This window comes from Nonomuraea sp. NPDC050733 (assembly GCF_040654215.1).
Taxonomy (GTDB): domain Bacteria; phylum Actinomycetota; class Actinomycetes; order Streptosporangiales; family Streptosporangiaceae; genus Nonomuraea.
In genome coordinates this window covers 126,010-142,163 of sequence record NZ_JBFAHO010000021.1, presented here as the reverse complement: position 1 = coordinate 142,163, position 16,154 = coordinate 126,010, and the positions used below count along the sequence as shown (strand labels likewise).

Genomic DNA, 16,154 nt, shown 5'->3' with positions numbered 1-16,154 from the left:
CGCCGCGCCGCGCCGTCCCGGCGGCCAGCCCGTCCAGCACGACCCGCACCGCCCGCTCCAGCTCCCCGCCGCCCGCCCGCGACAGCAGTCGCGCCGGCGCGGCGGCGTCGGTCCGTGCGGGCGTGGGGGTGTCGGTCCGTGGGGGTGCGGCGGTTGCGGGCGTGGTGGCGTCGTCCTGCCGGAGGGTGTCCGTCATGCGGGCCGCCCGGCCAGGCGGGGAGCCGTCACCGTGGCGATCGCGTCGGCCAGCCGGTCCACGACCGTCTCGGCCTGCTCGTCCGAGATGACCAGCGGCGGCAGCAGCCGCACCGTGGAGTCGTACCGCCCGCCGAGCTCCACGATGATCCCGCGTTCCAGGCAGGCCGCGCGGACCGCGGCCGCCGTCCGCGGTGCCGCGGGGAAGGCGCCGCACGCGTCGGGTGTCCCCGTGGGGTCGACCAGCTCGACGCCGATCATCAGGCCGCGCCCGCGCACGTCGCCGACCGCCGGCAGCTCGTCCCGCAGCGCGCCGAGCCGCTCCAGCATCCGGGCGCCGACCGCGGCGGCCCGCCCGGCGAGCCCTTCACGGGCGACGTGCCGCAGCGTCGCCGTGCCGGCCGCCATGGCCAGGGTGTTGCCGCGGAACGTGCCGGTGTGCGCGCCCGGCAGCCAGCCGTCGTAGTCCTCGTGATAGACGATCACCGCCAGCGGCAGGCTGCCGCCGATCGCCTTGGACAGCACCATGGCGTCCGGCACGATCCCGCTGTGCTCCACCGCCCAGAACGCCCCGGTACGTCCGACGCCGGTCTGCACCTCGTCCACGATCAGCGGGATCTCCCGCTCGGCGGTGACGCGGCGCATCTCGCGCAGCCAGGAGTCCGGGGCCGGCACCGCGCCGCCCTCGCCCTGCACCGCCTCCACGATCATCGCCGCGGGCGGCACGACGCCGCCCGCCGGGTCGTCCAGCAGCCGCTCCGTGTACGCCGCCGACAGCTCCGCGCCCGCCTGCCCGCCCACGCCGAACGGGCAGCGGTACGGGTACGGGTACGGCAGCCGGGTCACGTCGGCCGCGATGCCCGCCACCGGCTCCTTGACCGCGACGTTCGCGGTGGCGGCCAGCGCGCCGAGCGTCATGCCGTGGTAGCCGCCGGTGAAGGCCAGCAGGCCGCGCCGGCCGGTCGCGGTCTGCATGAGCTTCAGGGCCGCCTCGACCGCGTCGGTGCCGGCGGGCCCGCAGAAGTGGACGCGCGCCCGGTCGGCGAACCCGCGGGGCAGCGTGCCGAACAGCTCTTCCACGAACGCGTCCTTCTCCGGCGTCGCCAGGTCGAGGACGTGCAGCGGGGCTCCGCTGTCGAGCGTGCGCCGGATGGCCTCCAGGACCACCGGGTGGTTGTGGCCGAGGGCGAGGGTGCCCGCGCCCGACAGGCAGTCGAGGTAGCGGCGGCCGTCGGCCCCCTCGATCACCATCCCCTCCGCCCGTACCGGGACGATCGGGAAGGACCGGGCGTAGGTGCGGGCGGACGACTCGCGGTCACGCTGCCGGCGCAGGAGCGCACCGGCGAGGGGAGCGGAGTCGAGGGCGGAGTCCGGGGCCAGGTCGGCCGGATGCGCGGTCATGGGTCTCCAGGACATAGGGGGACAGGACGTCAAGGAACGTTCAGATCAGGTGGCGCTCGGCGACGGGGTGGCCGAGGAAGCGGTGCATGGCGAACTCCCAGCCGTAGGAGCCCGCGTACGGGAAGACGACGAGGTCGCCGGCGCGCACGCGGTCCACCCGCACGTCGCGCAGCAGCGTGTCCTCGGGGGTGCACAGCTCGCCGGTGACGGTCACCTCGGTCCCGGCGGCGGCCGGCCGCGGGCAGTCCTCGGGCCAGCTCTCGACGGGCAGCACCGCCATGTTGTGCACGATGTCCCACGACGTGGGGAGCTGGAAGTGGTTGATGCCGCCGCGGATCAGCACGAACGTCGTCCCGTACGAGGTCTTCACGTCGATCGCCTCGGCGGCGTACCAACCGCAGTCGGCGACCAGGAAACGGCCGGGCTCCAGCAGCACCTTCACGCCGGGCGGCGGCTCCACCTGGGCGGCCAGCTCGCCGAAGCGGGCCACGTCGAACGGCTTCTCGCCCTCGAACGCGACGCCGATGCCGCCGCCGACGTCCACGAGCCGCAGGTCGACGCCGCAGGCCAGGGCGGTGCGGGTGCTCCACTCGACGCACCAGCGCAGGTACGCGGCGTGGGCGTCGGCGTCGAGGTTGCCGGAGGCGGCGTGCACGTGGAAGCCGGTCACGTCCAGGCCGGGCAGCCGCAGCGCCTCGCGCAGCACGTCCGGCACGTCGGGCTCGGCCACCCCGAACTGGGACGCGACGCCGCCCATCCGCAGCGAGCCGGTCACCGGGATCGTCGCGGGGTTCACCCGCAGGGTGACCCGGGCGCGCAGGCCCTCGGCGACGGCGATGCGGCTGATCCGGTGCAGCTCCAGCAGGCTCTCGGCGTTGATCGCCTCGACCTCGGCCCGGACGAGCGCCGCCAGGAACGGCGGTGACTTGGCCGGTCCGGAGGCGACGACGGGAGCCGGCGCGGCCGTCGCGGGACGCGCGCCGAGGGCGAGGTCCAGCTCGGCCCGCGACGCCACCTCGAACCCGTCCACGTGCGGGGCGAGGGCGGCGACGACGCCGGGGAAGGAGTTGGCCTTGACGGCGTAGTGGACGGCCGCCCACTCCGGTAAGGAGGCCCGCAGCTCGCGGGCCCGTTCGGCGGCCACCTCCCCGTCGTAGACGTAGGCCGAGACGGGGGTGCCGGTGGCGGCGAGGTGGAGGAGGAGACGGCGGAGCCGGGCGGGGAGCACGTCCGCGGGGTAGGCGGAGCGCGGCGCGGCGGAGGGCGGGAACTGCACGGACATGGAGCTTCTGCCTCCGAAGTCTTAGGTAAGCCTAACCTAAACTGCGGATCATGCCCTGGCAAGGCGGCAGTGGCTCCCAATTATCTGATCTACAACGTAAAGGCGCCCGCATCGGCTGTCGCGATCGTGAGCGCCCGGGGGCATCCGGACCACCCTCTGGAAAGGGGAGCACCCGGCCCGAGGAGGAACGGCTCCTCGGGCCGGGTGACGTCACTCGCCGGTCATCGCCGCATGGAGACGCAGGTACGGCTCGGCGTCCTGCGGCCTGTTGCGGCGTTGCAGCGTACGGCCGAGCAGCAGGTACGCGTACCCCTCGGCGGGGTCGCGCTCCAGGACCAGCCGGAGCTCGGCCTCCGCCCGGCCGAGCTGGGCGGAGTGGTAGTAGGCGCGGGCCAGCAGCAGCCGGGCCGCCAGGTTCTCCGGGGCCGCCGCGACCACCCCGGCCAGGATGCGCGCGGCCCCGATGTAGTCCTGCGAGTCGAAGAACAGGCGGCCCCGCTCGTACTCCTCGGCCGCCGTCTCGATCCCCGTCTTGATCCCCGTCTCGATCTGCATGGTCACTCCTGTCCCGGGACGGGCCCGTCGGTGTGCGGAAGGCGCTCGGCGGGGGCGACGCCCAGGCGGCCCGCCTGGTAGTCCTCCATCGCCTGGATGATCTCGGCGCGGTTGTTCATCACGAAGGGGCCGTAGTGCACGACCGGCTCGCGGATCGGCTGCCCGCCGAGCAGCAGCACCTCCAGGTTCGGCTCGGCCTGGGGCTGGGCCGGGCCGGCGGCGACGGTGAGCGCGCCGCCCGGGCCGAAGACGGCCAGTTGCCCCTTGCGCACCGGCCTGCGCTCCTCCCCGGCGAAGCCGCTCCCGGCGAGCACGTAGGCGAGGGCGTTGAAACCGGGGTTCCACGGCAGCTCCAGCCGCGCGCCGGGGCTCACGGTCGCGTGCACCATCGTGATCGGGGTGAACGTGACGCCGGGACCGGCGTGCCCGTCCAGCTCACCGGCGATCACCCGCAGCAGCGCGCCGCCGTCGGCCGAGGCCAGCAGCGCCGCCTGCCGGCCGCGGATGTCCTGGTAGCGGGGCAGGTGGAACTTGTGGGCGCGCGGCAGGTTGACCCACAGTTGGACGCCGTGGAACAGCCCGCCCGAGACCACCAGGTGCTCCGGGGGCTTCTCGATGTGCAGCAGCCCCGCTCCCGCGGTCATCCACTGGGTGTCGCCGTCGGTGATCGTGCCGCCGCCGCCGTTGGAGTCCTGGTGCTCGAAGATGCCGTCCATGATGTAGGTGACGGTCTCGAAGCCGCGGTGCGGATGCCAGGCGGTGCCCTTGGGCTCGCCGGGCGCGTACTCGACCTCGCCCATCTGGTCCATGTGGATGAACGGGTCCAGCAGCGACTGCGGCACCCCGGCGAACGCGCGCCGGACCGGGAAGCCCTCGCCCTCGAACCCGCTCGGCGCGGTCGTCACCGACCGCACGGGCCGCCGCGCGACGGCGGCCGGATCGGGTACGGCGATGCGCGGCAGCGTCAGCGTGTCGGCGGTGATGGCGGGCATGATCCCCTCCGGTTTGTTGAAAATTCAACTTGTGCCCGGCTCAACACCCCATCCCCCTCGGGCATTCCCGGCTCTCGCGGATCACCCGGACACTAGGCTGGGATCATGACGCGTGAGGCGCTGTTCGCCTATCTGGCGGTCGTCGGAATGATCACGATCACGCCAGGGCCCGACACCGCCCTCGTGGTACGCAACGCGATGCGCCAGGGGTGGGGCGCCGGAGTCCGGACGGGCCTGGGCAGCGCGGCGGGCCTGCTGCTGTGGGGGCTGGCGGCGGGTGCCGGCATCTCCGCCGTCCTCGCCGCCTCCGCCATCGCGTTCACCGTGCTCAAGCTGGCCGGAGCCGCCTACCTCGGCTACCTGGGTGCCCGCATGCTCTGGCGGTCCTGGCGGTCGAAGGAGAACGTGGCTGCCGCCGCGGCGCCGGTGCCGGCGCCCGCTTCGTCTCCCGCGCTGTTCCGCCAGGGGCTGACCACCAACCTGCTCAATCCCAAGGCCGCGGCCTTCTTCACCGCGCTGCTGCCGCAGTTCGTCACCGCCCACGACGGCACGGCGATCCCTGTGATCATCGGCTTGACGCTCATCGCCGCCACGGCCAACCTGACCGGCCAGTTCGCCTTCGCGATCACCGCGCACCACACCGCCCGGCTGGTCGGCCACCGCCGCTTCGAGAAGATCCTGGACCGCCTGGTCGGCTCCGTCCTCCTGGGCCTCGGCCTCAGGATCGCCACCGGCGACCGTCCCTGACGGGCGTCCGGCTCGGGCGCGCGGCGGTCGGAGCCGGTTTCACGCGGCGGTTCCGGTGACGAGGCGCAGGGCCGACAGGGCGCGCGAGACGTCCTCCGGGGTGTTGAACCCGTGGAAGCCGAACCGGAGCGCGCCCACCCGTGCGGTCACCCGCACGCCGAGGTCCTCCAGCCGGCGCACGGCGTCCCCGGCGTCCGGGACCTCGACGGTGACGATGTGGCTGGGCCGCTCGCTCGGCGGGCAGCGCAGACCCAGCTCGGCGGCGCCCTCACGCAGCAGTCCGGCCAGCGCGAGGCAGTGCCGTTCCAGCCGTACGGGGTCCAGGCCGGCGACCAGGTCGAGCGCCGCGGTCGCGCCCGCCCAGCTCGGCCAGCACAGCGACAGGTCGAGCCGGCGGGCGTCCGGCGCGTAGGCGAGGGGGCCGCCGTAGAACTCGGACCACGGGGCGGCGGTGGACTTCGGGCCGGGGGCGAGCGGATGCAGCTCGGAGAGCCGGTCGGGCCGCACGTACAGCCAGGCCGCGCCGCGCGGGCACAGCAGCCACTTGTACCCGTGCACGGCGACGTAGTCGGGGTCCACGCCGGGCGGCAGGGGGAGCACGCCGGCGCTCTGGGTGGCGTCCACGAACAGCCGCGCGCCCGTCTCGCGGCAGCGGGCGGCGACGGGCTCCAGGTCGACGCGCCAGCCGGTGGCGGACTGCACGTGGCTGACGGCCACCAGCGCCGTCCCCGGGGTGACGGCGCCGGCCAGGGCCTCGCCCGAGAGCCGCCCGTCCGGCATGGGGACGAGCTCCACGCGCAGGCCCCGCCGTGCCGCGTCGAGCCAGGGGAACAGGTTGCTGCGGTACTCCTCGGCGCCGACGACGACCCGGCTGCCGGGCGGGAGGGAGGCGGCGACGGTGGCGGCGGCCTCGGCCACGGACTGCACGAGCGCCACCTCGCCCGGCCCTGCCCCCGGTGGGGCGGCCCTCATCAGCCGCGCGAACTGGCCGCGGGTGCGCTGGGCCGCCTCGTCACGGCGGGGCCAGGACACCTCGCCGGCCTCCCAGTCGTCGATCTCGGCGCGCAGGGCGCGGGTCACGGGGAGCGGGGCCGGCGGGCTGCTGGGCGTGGTGAACCACGCGAGCCGGTCGAGGACGGGGAAGCACGCACGGAAGGCGTCGAGGTTCACGGGCGCGCCTCCTGAATCCGTTTACGGCATTCGTCCCTTTCTACCTTGCCCCGTGTCGCCGCCCTGCCGTCCGGAGACGTTAACTGTCATTCCATTGCAACGATCTCGGTCGGGTTGTTGCGTTAACCAACATTGTCATTGCAACAATGTCCCCTGATGTGGGGAATTCTGCGATATTTCAATTGACAGTAAAGTGAATGCAATCTAGCTTTTGTCGCGACCGAACACGTACTATCGCGAAAAGGCGGACGACATGCCCCCATCCCCCTCGGCGGCCCAGCCGGCGAGCGTCAGCGTCCGATCGCTGGCCCCCGACCTGGCCCGCGGACTCATGCTGCTGCTCATCGCCCTGGCGCACGCGCCGGCGTTCGTCAGCGACTGGCGTCGCGGGCCGCTGCCGCTGGACGCCGCCGCCGAGTTCCTCAAGTCGCTGGTGGCCGAGAACCAGGCGCGCAACATGTTCGTGTTCCTGTTCGGGTACGGCCTGGTCCAGCTCACCCGGCGGCAGGAGGAGCGGGGCGCCGACTGGCCCGCGATCCGCGGCCTGCTGCGGCGCAGGGGCCTGTGGCTGGTGGTGATCGGGTTCGCGCACACGGTGCTGCTGGTGCCGCTCGACATCGTCGCGGTGTACGGCCTGACGCTGCTGGTGCTGACGTCCCTGGTGCGGGCCCGCGACGCGGTGCTGTGGCGGACCGCGCTGGCCACGCTCGTCCCGGCCACGCTGCTGCTCGCCTGGCAGAGCGTGACCGCGTGGACGGCCGCCGCGGCGGGCAGTCCCGTCACGATGGCCCGCTTCATGGAGCCCGACGTGCTCACCCACCTCGTGGCAAGCATCCCGTCCTGGCCCGTGGAGACCGCCGTGGGCACGATCACGGTCGTGCCCGGCATGGCGCTGGGCGTGTGGGCGGCGCGGCGCCGCGTCCTCGAAGAGCCGGAGCGGCACGAGGCCCTGCTGCGCCGCGCGGCCGTGCTGCTCATCGGCGTGTCACTGGCGGGCCGGCTGCCGGCGGCGTTGCTGGCGGCGGGCGCCTGGTCGACCACCTCGGCTCCGGCTCTGTGGGCGGTGGCCGTCGCCCACGACCTGACCGGGTACGCCGGGGGCATCGGCCTGGCCGCCGCCGTCGGGCTCGTCGCCCTGCGGGCCGGCCGCCGGCGCGGGCGGCTCACCGAGGCGCTGGCCGCCCTGGGACAGCGGTCTCTGACCTTCTACCTGTTCCAGTCGGTGGTGTGGCTGGCGCTGTTCTACCCGTTCACGCTGGACCTGCGCGACGACATGGGGGCGGCCGGCTCCTTCGCCGTCGGGGCGGGGAGCTGGGCGCTGTCGGTCGTGCTGGCGGAGTGGATGCGGCGCGGGGGACACCGGGGGCCGGCGGAGGTGCTGCTGCGGCGCCTGTCCTACGGCCGCGCGCCTCGATGATCAGGCCGCGCCGAGCAGGATCTTGAGCAGCTCGTCCGGGGCGTCGCGCATGAGGTTGTGGCGGCCGTCCACCGTGTGGGCCGTCCACGCCGGGTCCTGCCGCAGCCGCTCGTAGAAGACGGTGAACGGCGACTCGCCGTCCCATCCCGCCGCGTACACGTAGTCCCTGCGGCGCACGTGCGCGAGGTCGCCCGTGAGGCGGAGCGGCTGCAGGACCGAGGCGAGCGGGTGCGGCGTGGCCCGCGGGTCGAAGAAGGACTGCGGGCGCACCCCGTACCCGGTCTCGTCCACGTCGGTGTACCACCGGCGCTCCTCGTCACGGACGAGGGACCAGCAGGAGTCGCCGTCGGAGGGGACGACCGCGTCGATGTAGACCAGTGAGCGGGCCCGGCCGGGGGCGCGGTCGGCGGCGCCGGTGATGACCATGCCGCCGTAGCTGTGGGCGACGAGCACGGCGTCCTCGATCTGCTCGGCCTCCAGGAGGGCGGTCACGTCCTGGATGTGGGTGTCGAGGTTGACCCCGCCGGCCATCAGGTGGCGGCGCTCGCTCACTCCGCTGAGCGTGACGGCGTGGACCCGGTGGCCGAGGGCGCGCAGCCGCTCGGTGAGCGGCTCGAAGCTCCAGCCGCCGTGGCACATGCCGGGGACGAGGACGAAGGTGGCCATGATGGGTTGCTCCCTGTCGAGGTTCCGGTTGGTCTGTCCAGGGTGCCCGGCGGGGAGGCAGAAGTCCAAGAGATGGTTGTGATGCCTACCAGAAGCAGTTGTTATGGAAGGCGGTCAGCGGCCCTCGACGGCGACACGCAGTCCGAGGGCCACGAGCACGGTCCCGCTCACCGCGTCCAGGCGGCGGCGGACGACCGGGCGGCGGAACCACGCGCCCGCGCGGCCCACGACCGCCGCCAGCGAGAGGTAGAGGATCGTCTCCATGGCCACCTGGAGCAGGGCCAGCAGGGCGGTGGTGGTGAGGAGCGGCCGGTCGGCCGGGACGAACTGGGGATAGAAGGCGATCATGAACGCGGCGGCCTTCGGGTTGGCCAGCATCACGACGGCGCCCTCCCCGAACGCCTTCCACCAGGTGCCGCGGGCGGATGCCGCCACGGGCTCCTCCACCTCCGCCTCCTTCGTGGCGGCGGTCGTGCCGCGGCTGCGCCATGCCGACCGCCAGGACTTCACCCCGAGGTACAGCAGGAAGCCGGCGCCCACCACGCGCAGGACGACGAAGGCCACCTCGGAGGCGGCGACGAGGGCGGCCAGGCCGGCGGCGGCGCACAGCGCCCACACGTAGAGACCGGCTTCGAGGCCGAGCACCGTGGGGACCGCGCCGGAGAGCCCCCGCACCGCGGCGCGGCGCAGGATGAGGGCCATCGCGGGGCCCGGCGAGGCCGAGATGAGCACGACGGCGACGGCGAAGGCGGGCAGGGAGGCGAGGAGATCCATGCCGGGATGATGACGGGACGGGCGTTCCCGCCGCAATCGGATTCCCTGGGACGCGATCGAGGCGGCGCCGGCGGGCTCGCCGCCGATCATGCGGCGAGCCCCTTCCGTGGCTGCGACTTCGCCAGGAGCGACCGCGCCATGACGGGCCGCTGCACGCCGCGCTGCTCGACCGCGGGGTCGGGCGTCCCGCGCCCCCGCCGAAGGCGACCCCCTCGAAGGCCGGAGTCCCGGGTCCGACGCGACGGTTCAGTCGAGGATCTGGACGTACCCGTCGGTTCCGTGCACGCGGATCCGCTGCCCGTCCCGGATCAGCCGGGTGGCCTGCTCCACACCCACGACGGCCGGCAGGCCGTACTCCCTCGCGATCACCGCCCCGTGCGTCATGAGGCCGCCCACCTCCGTCACCAGTCCGGCGACGGCGACGAACAGGGGGGTCCAGCTGGGGTCGGTGTAGGCGGTGACCAGGATGTCGCCCGCCTCCAGGTCGGCCCGCGCCATGTCCATGACGACACGGGCACGGCCCTCGACGACCCCGGCCGAGACCGGAAGGCCGGCCAGCGCGCCGGGCGGGGCGTCGTCACGCCGGTACCGGCCGGTGATGACCTCGCCGTCCGACGTGAGGACGCGGGGCGGCGTGAGCGCCTCGTAGGACCGGAACGCCTCCCGCCTCTCCGCGATGAGTCGGGCGTCCGCGTCGCCGGTGCGCACGACTTCGTGCAACTCCTGGAACCGGAGGAAGTAGATGTCGTCCTTCTCGCGCAGGGTGCCGGAGCGGACGAGGCGCTCGGCCTCCCGCAGCAACGCCTGCTTGTAGAGGAAGTAACGGCTGACCATGCCGTACTTGGGGTACTCCCGGTACCCGGCGAAGGTGCGGACGCGGTCGATCATCCGCTTGGTCTCCTCGGCCTGCTGCTCCCCGTGGGGAAGGGCGCGCAGTCGCGTCAGCAGTTCCTGCTCCTTCCGTCGGGCCTCCTGGAGTCCTTGGTCGAAGTGTCGCTTGCCGGCGCCGGGCTCGAAGTTCTTGATGTTGCCGAGAATGGCGGGCACGAGCGTGGCGGGCTGCTCGCTCCAGCGCGTTCTGGTGATGTCGATCTCGCCCGCGCAGCGCATGCCGTACCGGTCGAGGTAGCCCCGGATGGCGTCCCGCGCTTCCCGGCCGCCGGCCAGCCCGGCCAGCTCGTTCAGGAAGCCGTCGCCCTCACGGCACTCGTCCACGACGCGGTGCAGGAACGCCACGACGTCCGCGTGCGGTCTGATGGTGTCCGCGACGTCGAGGAGCGCCAGCCCCATCTCCGACGTGACGTTGTGGGGGACGGACTGCGTGAGCACGTCGGCCGCGTTCTTCTCGCCCAGCCACTCCTCGAGGTGGTCGTTGAGCCACCAGGCCGCCTCCATCCCCGCCATGATCACCTGGTGGCTCCGCGGATCGAACAGGACGCGCTTCAGCTCCGCGATGTCGGCCAGGATGAAGTCGAGCAGCGCCGGCCCGGACAGATCGCGGATCTCGCGCCGCAGGGTGGCGACGGACTCCTGATTGCGCCGGATCAGCTCGGTGACGACGGCAGGATCGGTCTCGATCGGGACGGGTGCGTCACCCGCGGGTCCGGCGGGCGCGGCGCCGGAGCCCTCGTCCGGAAGCGAGCGGATGAAGTCGCCGCGGTCGAGGACGGTCTGCAGAGCGTCCCGAATCAGCGGATCGGACCTCCCCAGGGTCCCGACGAGGTACGCGCGACCCGCGGGCGTCGCCAGGATGGGGGCGACGTCGACGAACAACCGTCCGCCCGCCTCGTGCATCGGCCGTGGGGTCGTCAGCTGCCACAGGGAGAGTCCGAGCGGCTTCATCGCGTCGGTCATCATCTGCTGGTGACCGACGGAGACGTAGACGTGGTTGTCCTGGTCGTCGGTCGCGGGGAGGGGGAACAGGGTGGTGATCGGCCGGCTCTGGACGATGTGGAAGTCGTCGCCGACCAGGCACCATTCGATGTCCTGGGGCCGGCCGAAGTGCGCTTCGATGCGCCGGCCCAGCCGCACCAGGCGCACGACCTGAGCCTCCGTCAGAGCCGGCTGCCCCTGCCGCTGCGGCTCGACCGGCGCGTCCTGGACGCCGCCTCCCGGCGACGCCTGGACGGACCGCGGCTTGGTGGCGACCGCCGTGGTGACGACCTGATCGCCGCGCACCGTGTAGACGTCGCCGGTGACCAGGCCGGAGACGAGCGCCTCGCCGAGCCCCCAACCGGCCTCCACAGTGGCGATCTTCCGGTTCGAGGTCACGGGGTCCGCGGTGAACAGGATCCCGGCCGCCTCCGGGAACACCATCCGCTGGACGACCACGGCCATCCGTACTTTCCGGTGGTCGAAGCCATTACGGCGCCGGTAGGTCACTGCCCGCTCGGTGAACAGCGAGGCCCAGCACCGCCGGACGTGCCGGAGAATCGCCTCCGGGCCCACGATGTTCAGGTACGAGTCCTGCTGGCCGGCGAAGGACGCGGTCGGCAGGTCCTCGGCCGTCGCGCTGGAACGCACCGCGTAGGAGGCTTGCTCCCCGAGCCGGGCGAGCGATTCGCCGATCTCCGCCACGAGATCGTCGGGCACCGCGACGCCTTCGATGGCGCGGCGGACATCCGCGCTCAGGGCGCTGATCGCCGCGCGGTCGTCCGGCTCCACGCGCGACAGCACGTCGAGCTGAGCGTCGATCGACGGCGCCTCGGCCATGACCCGCCGGAAGGCGTCCGTCGTGACGCAGAAGCCGTCCGGCACGCGGATGCCGTCGATTCGCGAGAGCTCGCCCAGGTGCGCCCCTTTCCCGCCGACCTCTGCGACATTCGTCGAATCAATGTGCTCGAAACCCATCACGTAGCCCAATTGCGTTGCTCCATCGTTCGTCGGGTCTGTTCGCAACGGGCAAGTATGGAGCACTTTTTGGCGCCTCATGAGGCGCGAGAATCTGATATAGAGTAAAAGTGGCGGGGAACGGTGCGCATCGCCATCGTCATCCGGGGTTGTCAAGCAGGTCAGCCGGCCAGATGCCCGGACCGCCCGCCTGGCGGTCTTTCGCCGGATCACCCGTCACAACACGGTTCGACGGCGCTCCCCGCACAAAGCACTACGAGGGTCAGCAGCCACTTATCGTCAGAAACGAAAAACCGAACCGTGAGATGAGGCCCCCACGGGCCGTTGGTCTTGCCGCTCTCTTCGCCACGTTTCTCGCCCTTGGCACCGCGATCGGGCTGGCCGTCGACCACCTCCTGGTGGGCATCGGGATCGTCATGCCGGTCTACGCTCTCGTCGCCGGCACGATGGCGGCCAAGGCCCGCAAGGCCGAGCAGTAGGGCAGCCGCGTCGCCGCGGTGCTCGTCTCCGGGCTGGGGCGCCGATCACCCATTTCCATGGGCACGTGATCGCGCGCCCGGCACCACCAGGCCCGTCTCGTACGCCGCGACCACCGCCTGCGTCCGGTCGCGCAGCCCGAGCTTGCCGAGGACCCGGCTCACGTGGGTCTTCACCGTCTCCTCCGTGACGGTCAGCCGGGCGGCGATCTCCGGGTTCGACAGGCCCTCGGCGATGAGCCGCAGCACCTGCGTCTCGCGCGGCGTGAGCGTGGCCAGCGCCGCCGCCGACTCGGCGTCGGGCCCCGGCTGGAGCCGGGAGAACTCGCCGATCAGCCGCCGGGTCACCGCCGGGGCCAGCAGCGCCTCGCCCGCGGCGATCACCCGTACCGCGTCGAACAGCCGCTCGGCGGTGACGTCCTTCAGCAGGAACCCGCTGGCCCCGGCGCGCAGCGCGTCGTAGACGTACTCGTCCAGGTCGAACGTCGTCAGGATCAGCACCCGCGGCCCTTCACCGGGGGCCGCGGCCAGGCGGCGGGTGGCCTCGATGCCGTCCATGCCCGGCATTCGCACGTCCATGAGAACCACGTCCGGGCGCAGGTCACGGCACACCCGCACGGCCTGCGCGCCGTCGGCGGCGGTCCCGACCACCTCGAAGTCCGGCTGGGTGGCGAGCAGTTCGGCGAACCCGGTGCGGACGACGAGATGGTCATCGGCGACGACGACGCGCACGGCGGGGGAGAGGCCGGAATCATCCGTCATCCGCCCCAGCCCCCTTCCCGACCGCCACGTCGACGCCTGCCCCCGCCCAGCAACCCACGCCTCCGCCCACGCCTGTGCCCGTCTCCGCGTCCGGACGTGCGCCCGCGCCGCCGTCTGTGCCCGTGTTCGCCTTCGTGCTCCTGCCCGCGTCCGAGGGCTGGTCCGGGTTCGGGGGTTCGCTCGGGTTCGGGGGCTCGTCCGGGTTGCGCAGTTCATTCGGGTTCGGGGGCTCGTCCGGGTTCGGGGCCGCGCCGGGGAGAGTGGCTTCGACCAGGAAGCCGCCGCCGAGGGCGGGCCCGGTCGTGAGCCACCCGCCCACGGACGCCGCCCGCTCCCGCATCCCGGCGAGCCCGTGACCACCCAGGCCATGACCGCCCAGGCCATGACCACCCAGACCATGACCGGCCACCCCATGTCCGCCGGGTCCGTGCCCGCCGGGTCCGTGCTCGCTCGGTCCCTCGCCGGCCGTCGCCCCGTGCCGGACATTCGGTGGCGACAGGGAGTGGTGTGACGGTCCGGGGCCGTTGTCGCGGACCCGGACCCGCAGCGCCTCGTCCGTGTAGTGCAGCTCGACGTCCACGGCGGCCCCCGGCGCGTGCCGGCGGGCGTTGGTGAGCGCCTCCTGCACGATCCGGTACGCCGTCAGCTCCACACCCGGATCCAGCCGGACGGGACGGCCCCGCAGGATCAGGCGCATCCCCGTTCCGGAGGCGTCGCGGGCCGCGTCGAGCAGCTCGTTCAGCTCGCCCAGCCCCAGGCCGGGCTGCGGGCTGCGAACCCCCGGGGCGGCGCCCGCGTCCTCCCGCAGCACGCCGAGCAGCCGCCTCATCTCGGTCAGCGCGGCGCGGGCGGTGTCGCCGATGGCCGTCAGCCGCTCCGCGCCCGCGGGAGGCATGCCGGGCGTGGCCAGCCGGGCCGTCTCGGCCTGCACGGCCACCATCGAGATGTGGTGGGCCACCACGTCGTGCAGGTCGCGGGCGATGCGGGCCCGCTCGCCCCGCGCCACGTGCTCCAGCAGCCCTTCGGTGGCGACCTGGCGGGCCGCCGCGCTCTCACGCGCCTCGCCGCGGGCCCGCCGAGCGATGCCGGCCAGCGCCGCGGCCGGTGCCAGAGAGGCCAGCACCAGCGTGAGCAGCCGCGCCTCGCCCTGGGCCTGGCCCATCAGCGCCAGCAGCGGGAACGGCACCGCCGGCGCGACCGCCACGACCCGCGGTGACACCCGGCCGAGGCGGTGACCGGTGACGAGCTGAGCGACCGCGCCCGCGACGGTCAGGGTCTGGAACGCCGTCAGGGACAGCACGCCCGCCGCCGAGACGGCCAGCCCGGCCGCCACCGGCTGCCCCCGCAGCGCCGCCACCGGCAGCGTCGTGGCCAGGGCCAGCAGCCCGTACACGATGACGAACAGCGGCCGGTCGGTGGTCAGCGCGAGCGCCGGGCCCACGGCGTGCGCCGTCGACTCCACCAGCGCCCCGACCACCAGGAACGCCCCCACCACGACCGGCCCGTACGCCCCGCCGAGACGCTCCCCCCACGACCGCCCAGCCCCAGACCGGTCCTCGCCCACACTGCCCCCGTCGGGTCGGCCCCCGTCCGGTCCACTCGCGGCGGCTCCACCGGCTCCCGGCCTGTCCGCACCCAACGCTGCCGTGACATCCAACGAGCCCGCAGTCCCCGACGAGCCCGCAAACCCCGACGAGGCTGCGGCATCCGGCGGGGCTGCGGCTCCCGGCAGGGAGGGGCGCTTCGGCTGGTCGTGCGTTCCGTCCACCCTGGTCATTGTCCTGGTCGTCCAGGTTCGCGGCATCCCTCGATCGAGGGATGCCGCGCCGGTGACGATGGCTCCTCCGCGTGACGCGCCCGCCCGGCGCCGCCGCCTAGCCTGCGGTGCCATGGAAACCACCATCGAGGTCGCCGGACTGCGCAAGCGGTACGGCTCGACCCTGGCGCTGGACGGCATGACGTTCACCGTGTCACCGGGACGGGTCACCGGGTTCGTCGGCCCCAACGGCGCGGGCAAGTCCACCACCATGCGGGTGGTGCTCGGTCTGGACGCCGCCGACGAGGGCAGCGCGCTGGTCGGCGGCCGGCCGTACCGGAGCCTGCGTGAGCCGCTGCGGCACGTCGGCGCGCTGCTGGACGCGGGCGCGTTGCAGCCGAGCCGCACCGGCCGCCACCACCTGCTGTGGCTGGCCCACTCGCAGGGACTGGGCGCCCGGCGGGTGGACGAGGTGATCGACCTGGTCGGGCTGGGGCCGGCGGCGCGGCGCAGGGCCGGCGGGTACTCGCTCGGGATGCGCCAGCGGCTGGGCATCGCGGCGGCGCTGCTGGGCGACCCGCCGACGCTGATGCTGGACGAGCCGTTCAACGGGCTGGACCCCGAGGGCATGGTGTGGATCAGGGGGCTGCTGCGCTCGCTGGCCGGCGAGGGCCGGGCCGTGCTGGTGTCGAGCCATCTGATGAGCGAGCTGGAGGACACCGCCGGGCACGTGGTGGTGGTGGGCCGTGGCCGGGTGGTGGCGGACGCCGCCGTGGCCGATCTGGTCGGCGCCGCCTCCCGCGGCCGGGTCACGCTGCGCACCTCCGACCGGACCGCGGCGATGACGGTGCTGGCCGGGGCGGGCGGCGTCGTGGCCGTGACCGGCCAGGACACGGTGACGGTCTCGGGGGTTCCGGCCGAGCGGGTCGTGGGGCTGCTCAACGCCGGCGGGGTGCCGTTCTCGGAGGTGTCGGCGCACCGGGCGACGCTGGAGGAGGCGTACATGGAGCTGACCCGCGACGCGGTCGAGTTCCGTGCGTCGGGTGGAGCGGCGCGATGAGCGCGGCGGGCACGGACTCCCCGGCAGGCCGCGGGAGCGGTGCGGTGAGCG

At 73.6% G+C, this 16,154-nt stretch carries 15 protein-coding genes; 4 read left to right on the top strand and 11 right to left on the bottom strand.

All coding sequences use genetic code 11. The features are described from left to right. The 5 genes from AB0H64_RS28300 to AB0H64_RS28280 all read right to left on the bottom strand — a co-directional run. Window positions 1–196 (bottom strand): hypothetical protein (locus AB0H64_RS28300; protein WP_357630355.1); only part of this gene is annotated, 196 nt, incomplete at its 3' end. Further along, on the bottom strand, window positions 193–1,596 hold the full coding sequence (locus tag AB0H64_RS28295; protein WP_357630352.1) for a diaminobutyrate--2-oxoglutarate transaminase: 1,404 nt from the start codon (window positions 1,594–1,596) through the stop codon (window positions 193–195). The genes AB0H64_RS28300 and AB0H64_RS28295, both read right to left, overlap by 4 nt. Before the next feature lie 40 nt (window positions 1,597–1,636). Continuing rightward, window positions 1,637–2,878, bottom strand: a complete 1,242-nt coding sequence (locus AB0H64_RS28290) for a hypothetical protein (protein ID WP_357630349.1) — start codon at window positions 2,876–2,878, stop codon at window positions 1,637–1,639. A 210-nt stretch (window positions 2,879–3,088) separates the two neighbouring features. Then, complete coding sequence (locus tag AB0H64_RS28285) at window positions 3,089–3,433, bottom strand: tetratricopeptide repeat protein (protein WP_357630347.1); 345 nt, start codon at window positions 3,431–3,433, stop codon at window positions 3,089–3,091. Between the two features lie 2 nt (window positions 3,434–3,435). Then, window positions 3,436–4,425 carry a pirin family protein gene (locus tag AB0H64_RS28280; RefSeq protein WP_357630344.1) on the bottom strand — a complete coding sequence of 330 codons (990 nt, stop codon included), beginning with the start codon at window positions 4,423–4,425 and terminating at the stop codon, window positions 3,436–3,438. A gap of 105 nt (window positions 4,426–4,530) precedes the next feature. Between AB0H64_RS28280 and AB0H64_RS28275 the strand changes: the two genes are divergently transcribed. Continuing rightward, entirely contained in the window at window positions 4,531–5,172 is a 642-nt protein-coding gene (locus AB0H64_RS28275; protein WP_357630342.1) for a LysE family translocator, read from the top strand. Window positions 5,173–5,211: 39 nt separating this feature from the next. Here AB0H64_RS28275 and AB0H64_RS28270 read toward each other — a convergent pair whose 3' ends face one another. Beyond that, the gene (locus AB0H64_RS28270; protein ID WP_357630339.1) at window positions 5,212–6,342 is read right to left on the bottom strand and encodes an aminotransferase class V-fold PLP-dependent enzyme; all 1,131 of its coding nucleotides are present in this window, start codon (window positions 6,340–6,342) and stop codon (window positions 5,212–5,214) included. Between the two features lie 253 nt (window positions 6,343–6,595). Here AB0H64_RS28270 and AB0H64_RS28265 point away from each other — a divergent pair, with 253 nt between their 5' ends. Beyond that, complete coding sequence (locus AB0H64_RS28265) at window positions 6,596–7,759, top strand: DUF418 domain-containing protein (RefSeq protein WP_357630337.1); 1,164 nt, start codon at window positions 6,596–6,598, stop codon at window positions 7,757–7,759. On the opposite strand, the gene AB0H64_RS28260 is transcribed toward AB0H64_RS28265, so the two are convergent. The 3 genes from AB0H64_RS28260 to rph form a co-directional block, all read right to left on the bottom strand. Next, on the bottom strand, window positions 7,760–8,425 hold the full coding sequence (locus tag AB0H64_RS28260; protein ID WP_357630335.1) for an alpha/beta fold hydrolase: 666 nt from the start codon (window positions 8,423–8,425) through the stop codon (window positions 7,760–7,762). It lies immediately after the preceding gene. 114 nt (window positions 8,426–8,539) lie between these two features. After that, entirely contained in the window at window positions 8,540–9,199 is a 660-nt protein-coding gene (locus tag AB0H64_RS28255; protein WP_357630332.1) for a LysE family translocator, read from the bottom strand. A gap of 246 nt (window positions 9,200–9,445) precedes the next feature. Then, window positions 9,446–12,052, bottom strand: a complete 2,607-nt coding sequence (gene rph / locus AB0H64_RS28250) for a rifamycin-inactivating phosphotransferase (RefSeq protein WP_357630370.1) — start codon at window positions 12,050–12,052, stop codon at window positions 9,446–9,448. A 302-nt stretch (window positions 12,053–12,354) separates the two neighbouring features. Here rph and AB0H64_RS28245 point away from each other — a divergent pair, with 302 nt between their 5' ends. Next, window positions 12,355–12,528: a hypothetical protein gene (locus AB0H64_RS28245; RefSeq protein WP_357630329.1), complete on the top strand. Its 174-nt coding sequence runs from the start codon at window positions 12,355–12,357 to the stop codon at window positions 12,526–12,528. A gap of 45 nt (window positions 12,529–12,573) precedes the next feature. Here AB0H64_RS28245 and AB0H64_RS28240 read toward each other — a convergent pair whose 3' ends face one another. Together AB0H64_RS28240 and AB0H64_RS28235 are read right to left on the bottom strand one after the other, a co-directional pair. Next, window positions 12,574–13,287 (bottom strand): response regulator transcription factor, encoded by a 714-nt coding sequence (locus AB0H64_RS28240; protein ID WP_357630327.1) that lies wholly within the window; start codon window positions 13,285–13,287, stop codon window positions 12,574–12,576. Next, a complete protein-coding gene (locus AB0H64_RS28235) occupies window positions 13,277–14,851 on the bottom strand; it encodes a histidine kinase (protein WP_357630324.1) in 1,575 nt (524 codons plus the stop codon). Before AB0H64_RS28235 ends, AB0H64_RS28240 begins: the two co-directional genes overlap by 11 nt. A 325-nt stretch (window positions 14,852–15,176) precedes the next feature. Here AB0H64_RS28235 and AB0H64_RS28230 point away from each other — a divergent pair, with 325 nt between their 5' ends. Continuing rightward, a complete protein-coding gene (locus tag AB0H64_RS28230) occupies window positions 15,177–16,103 on the top strand; it encodes an ATP-binding cassette domain-containing protein (protein WP_357630321.1) in 927 nt (308 codons plus the stop codon). Window positions 16,104–16,154: the final 51 nt, after the last annotated feature.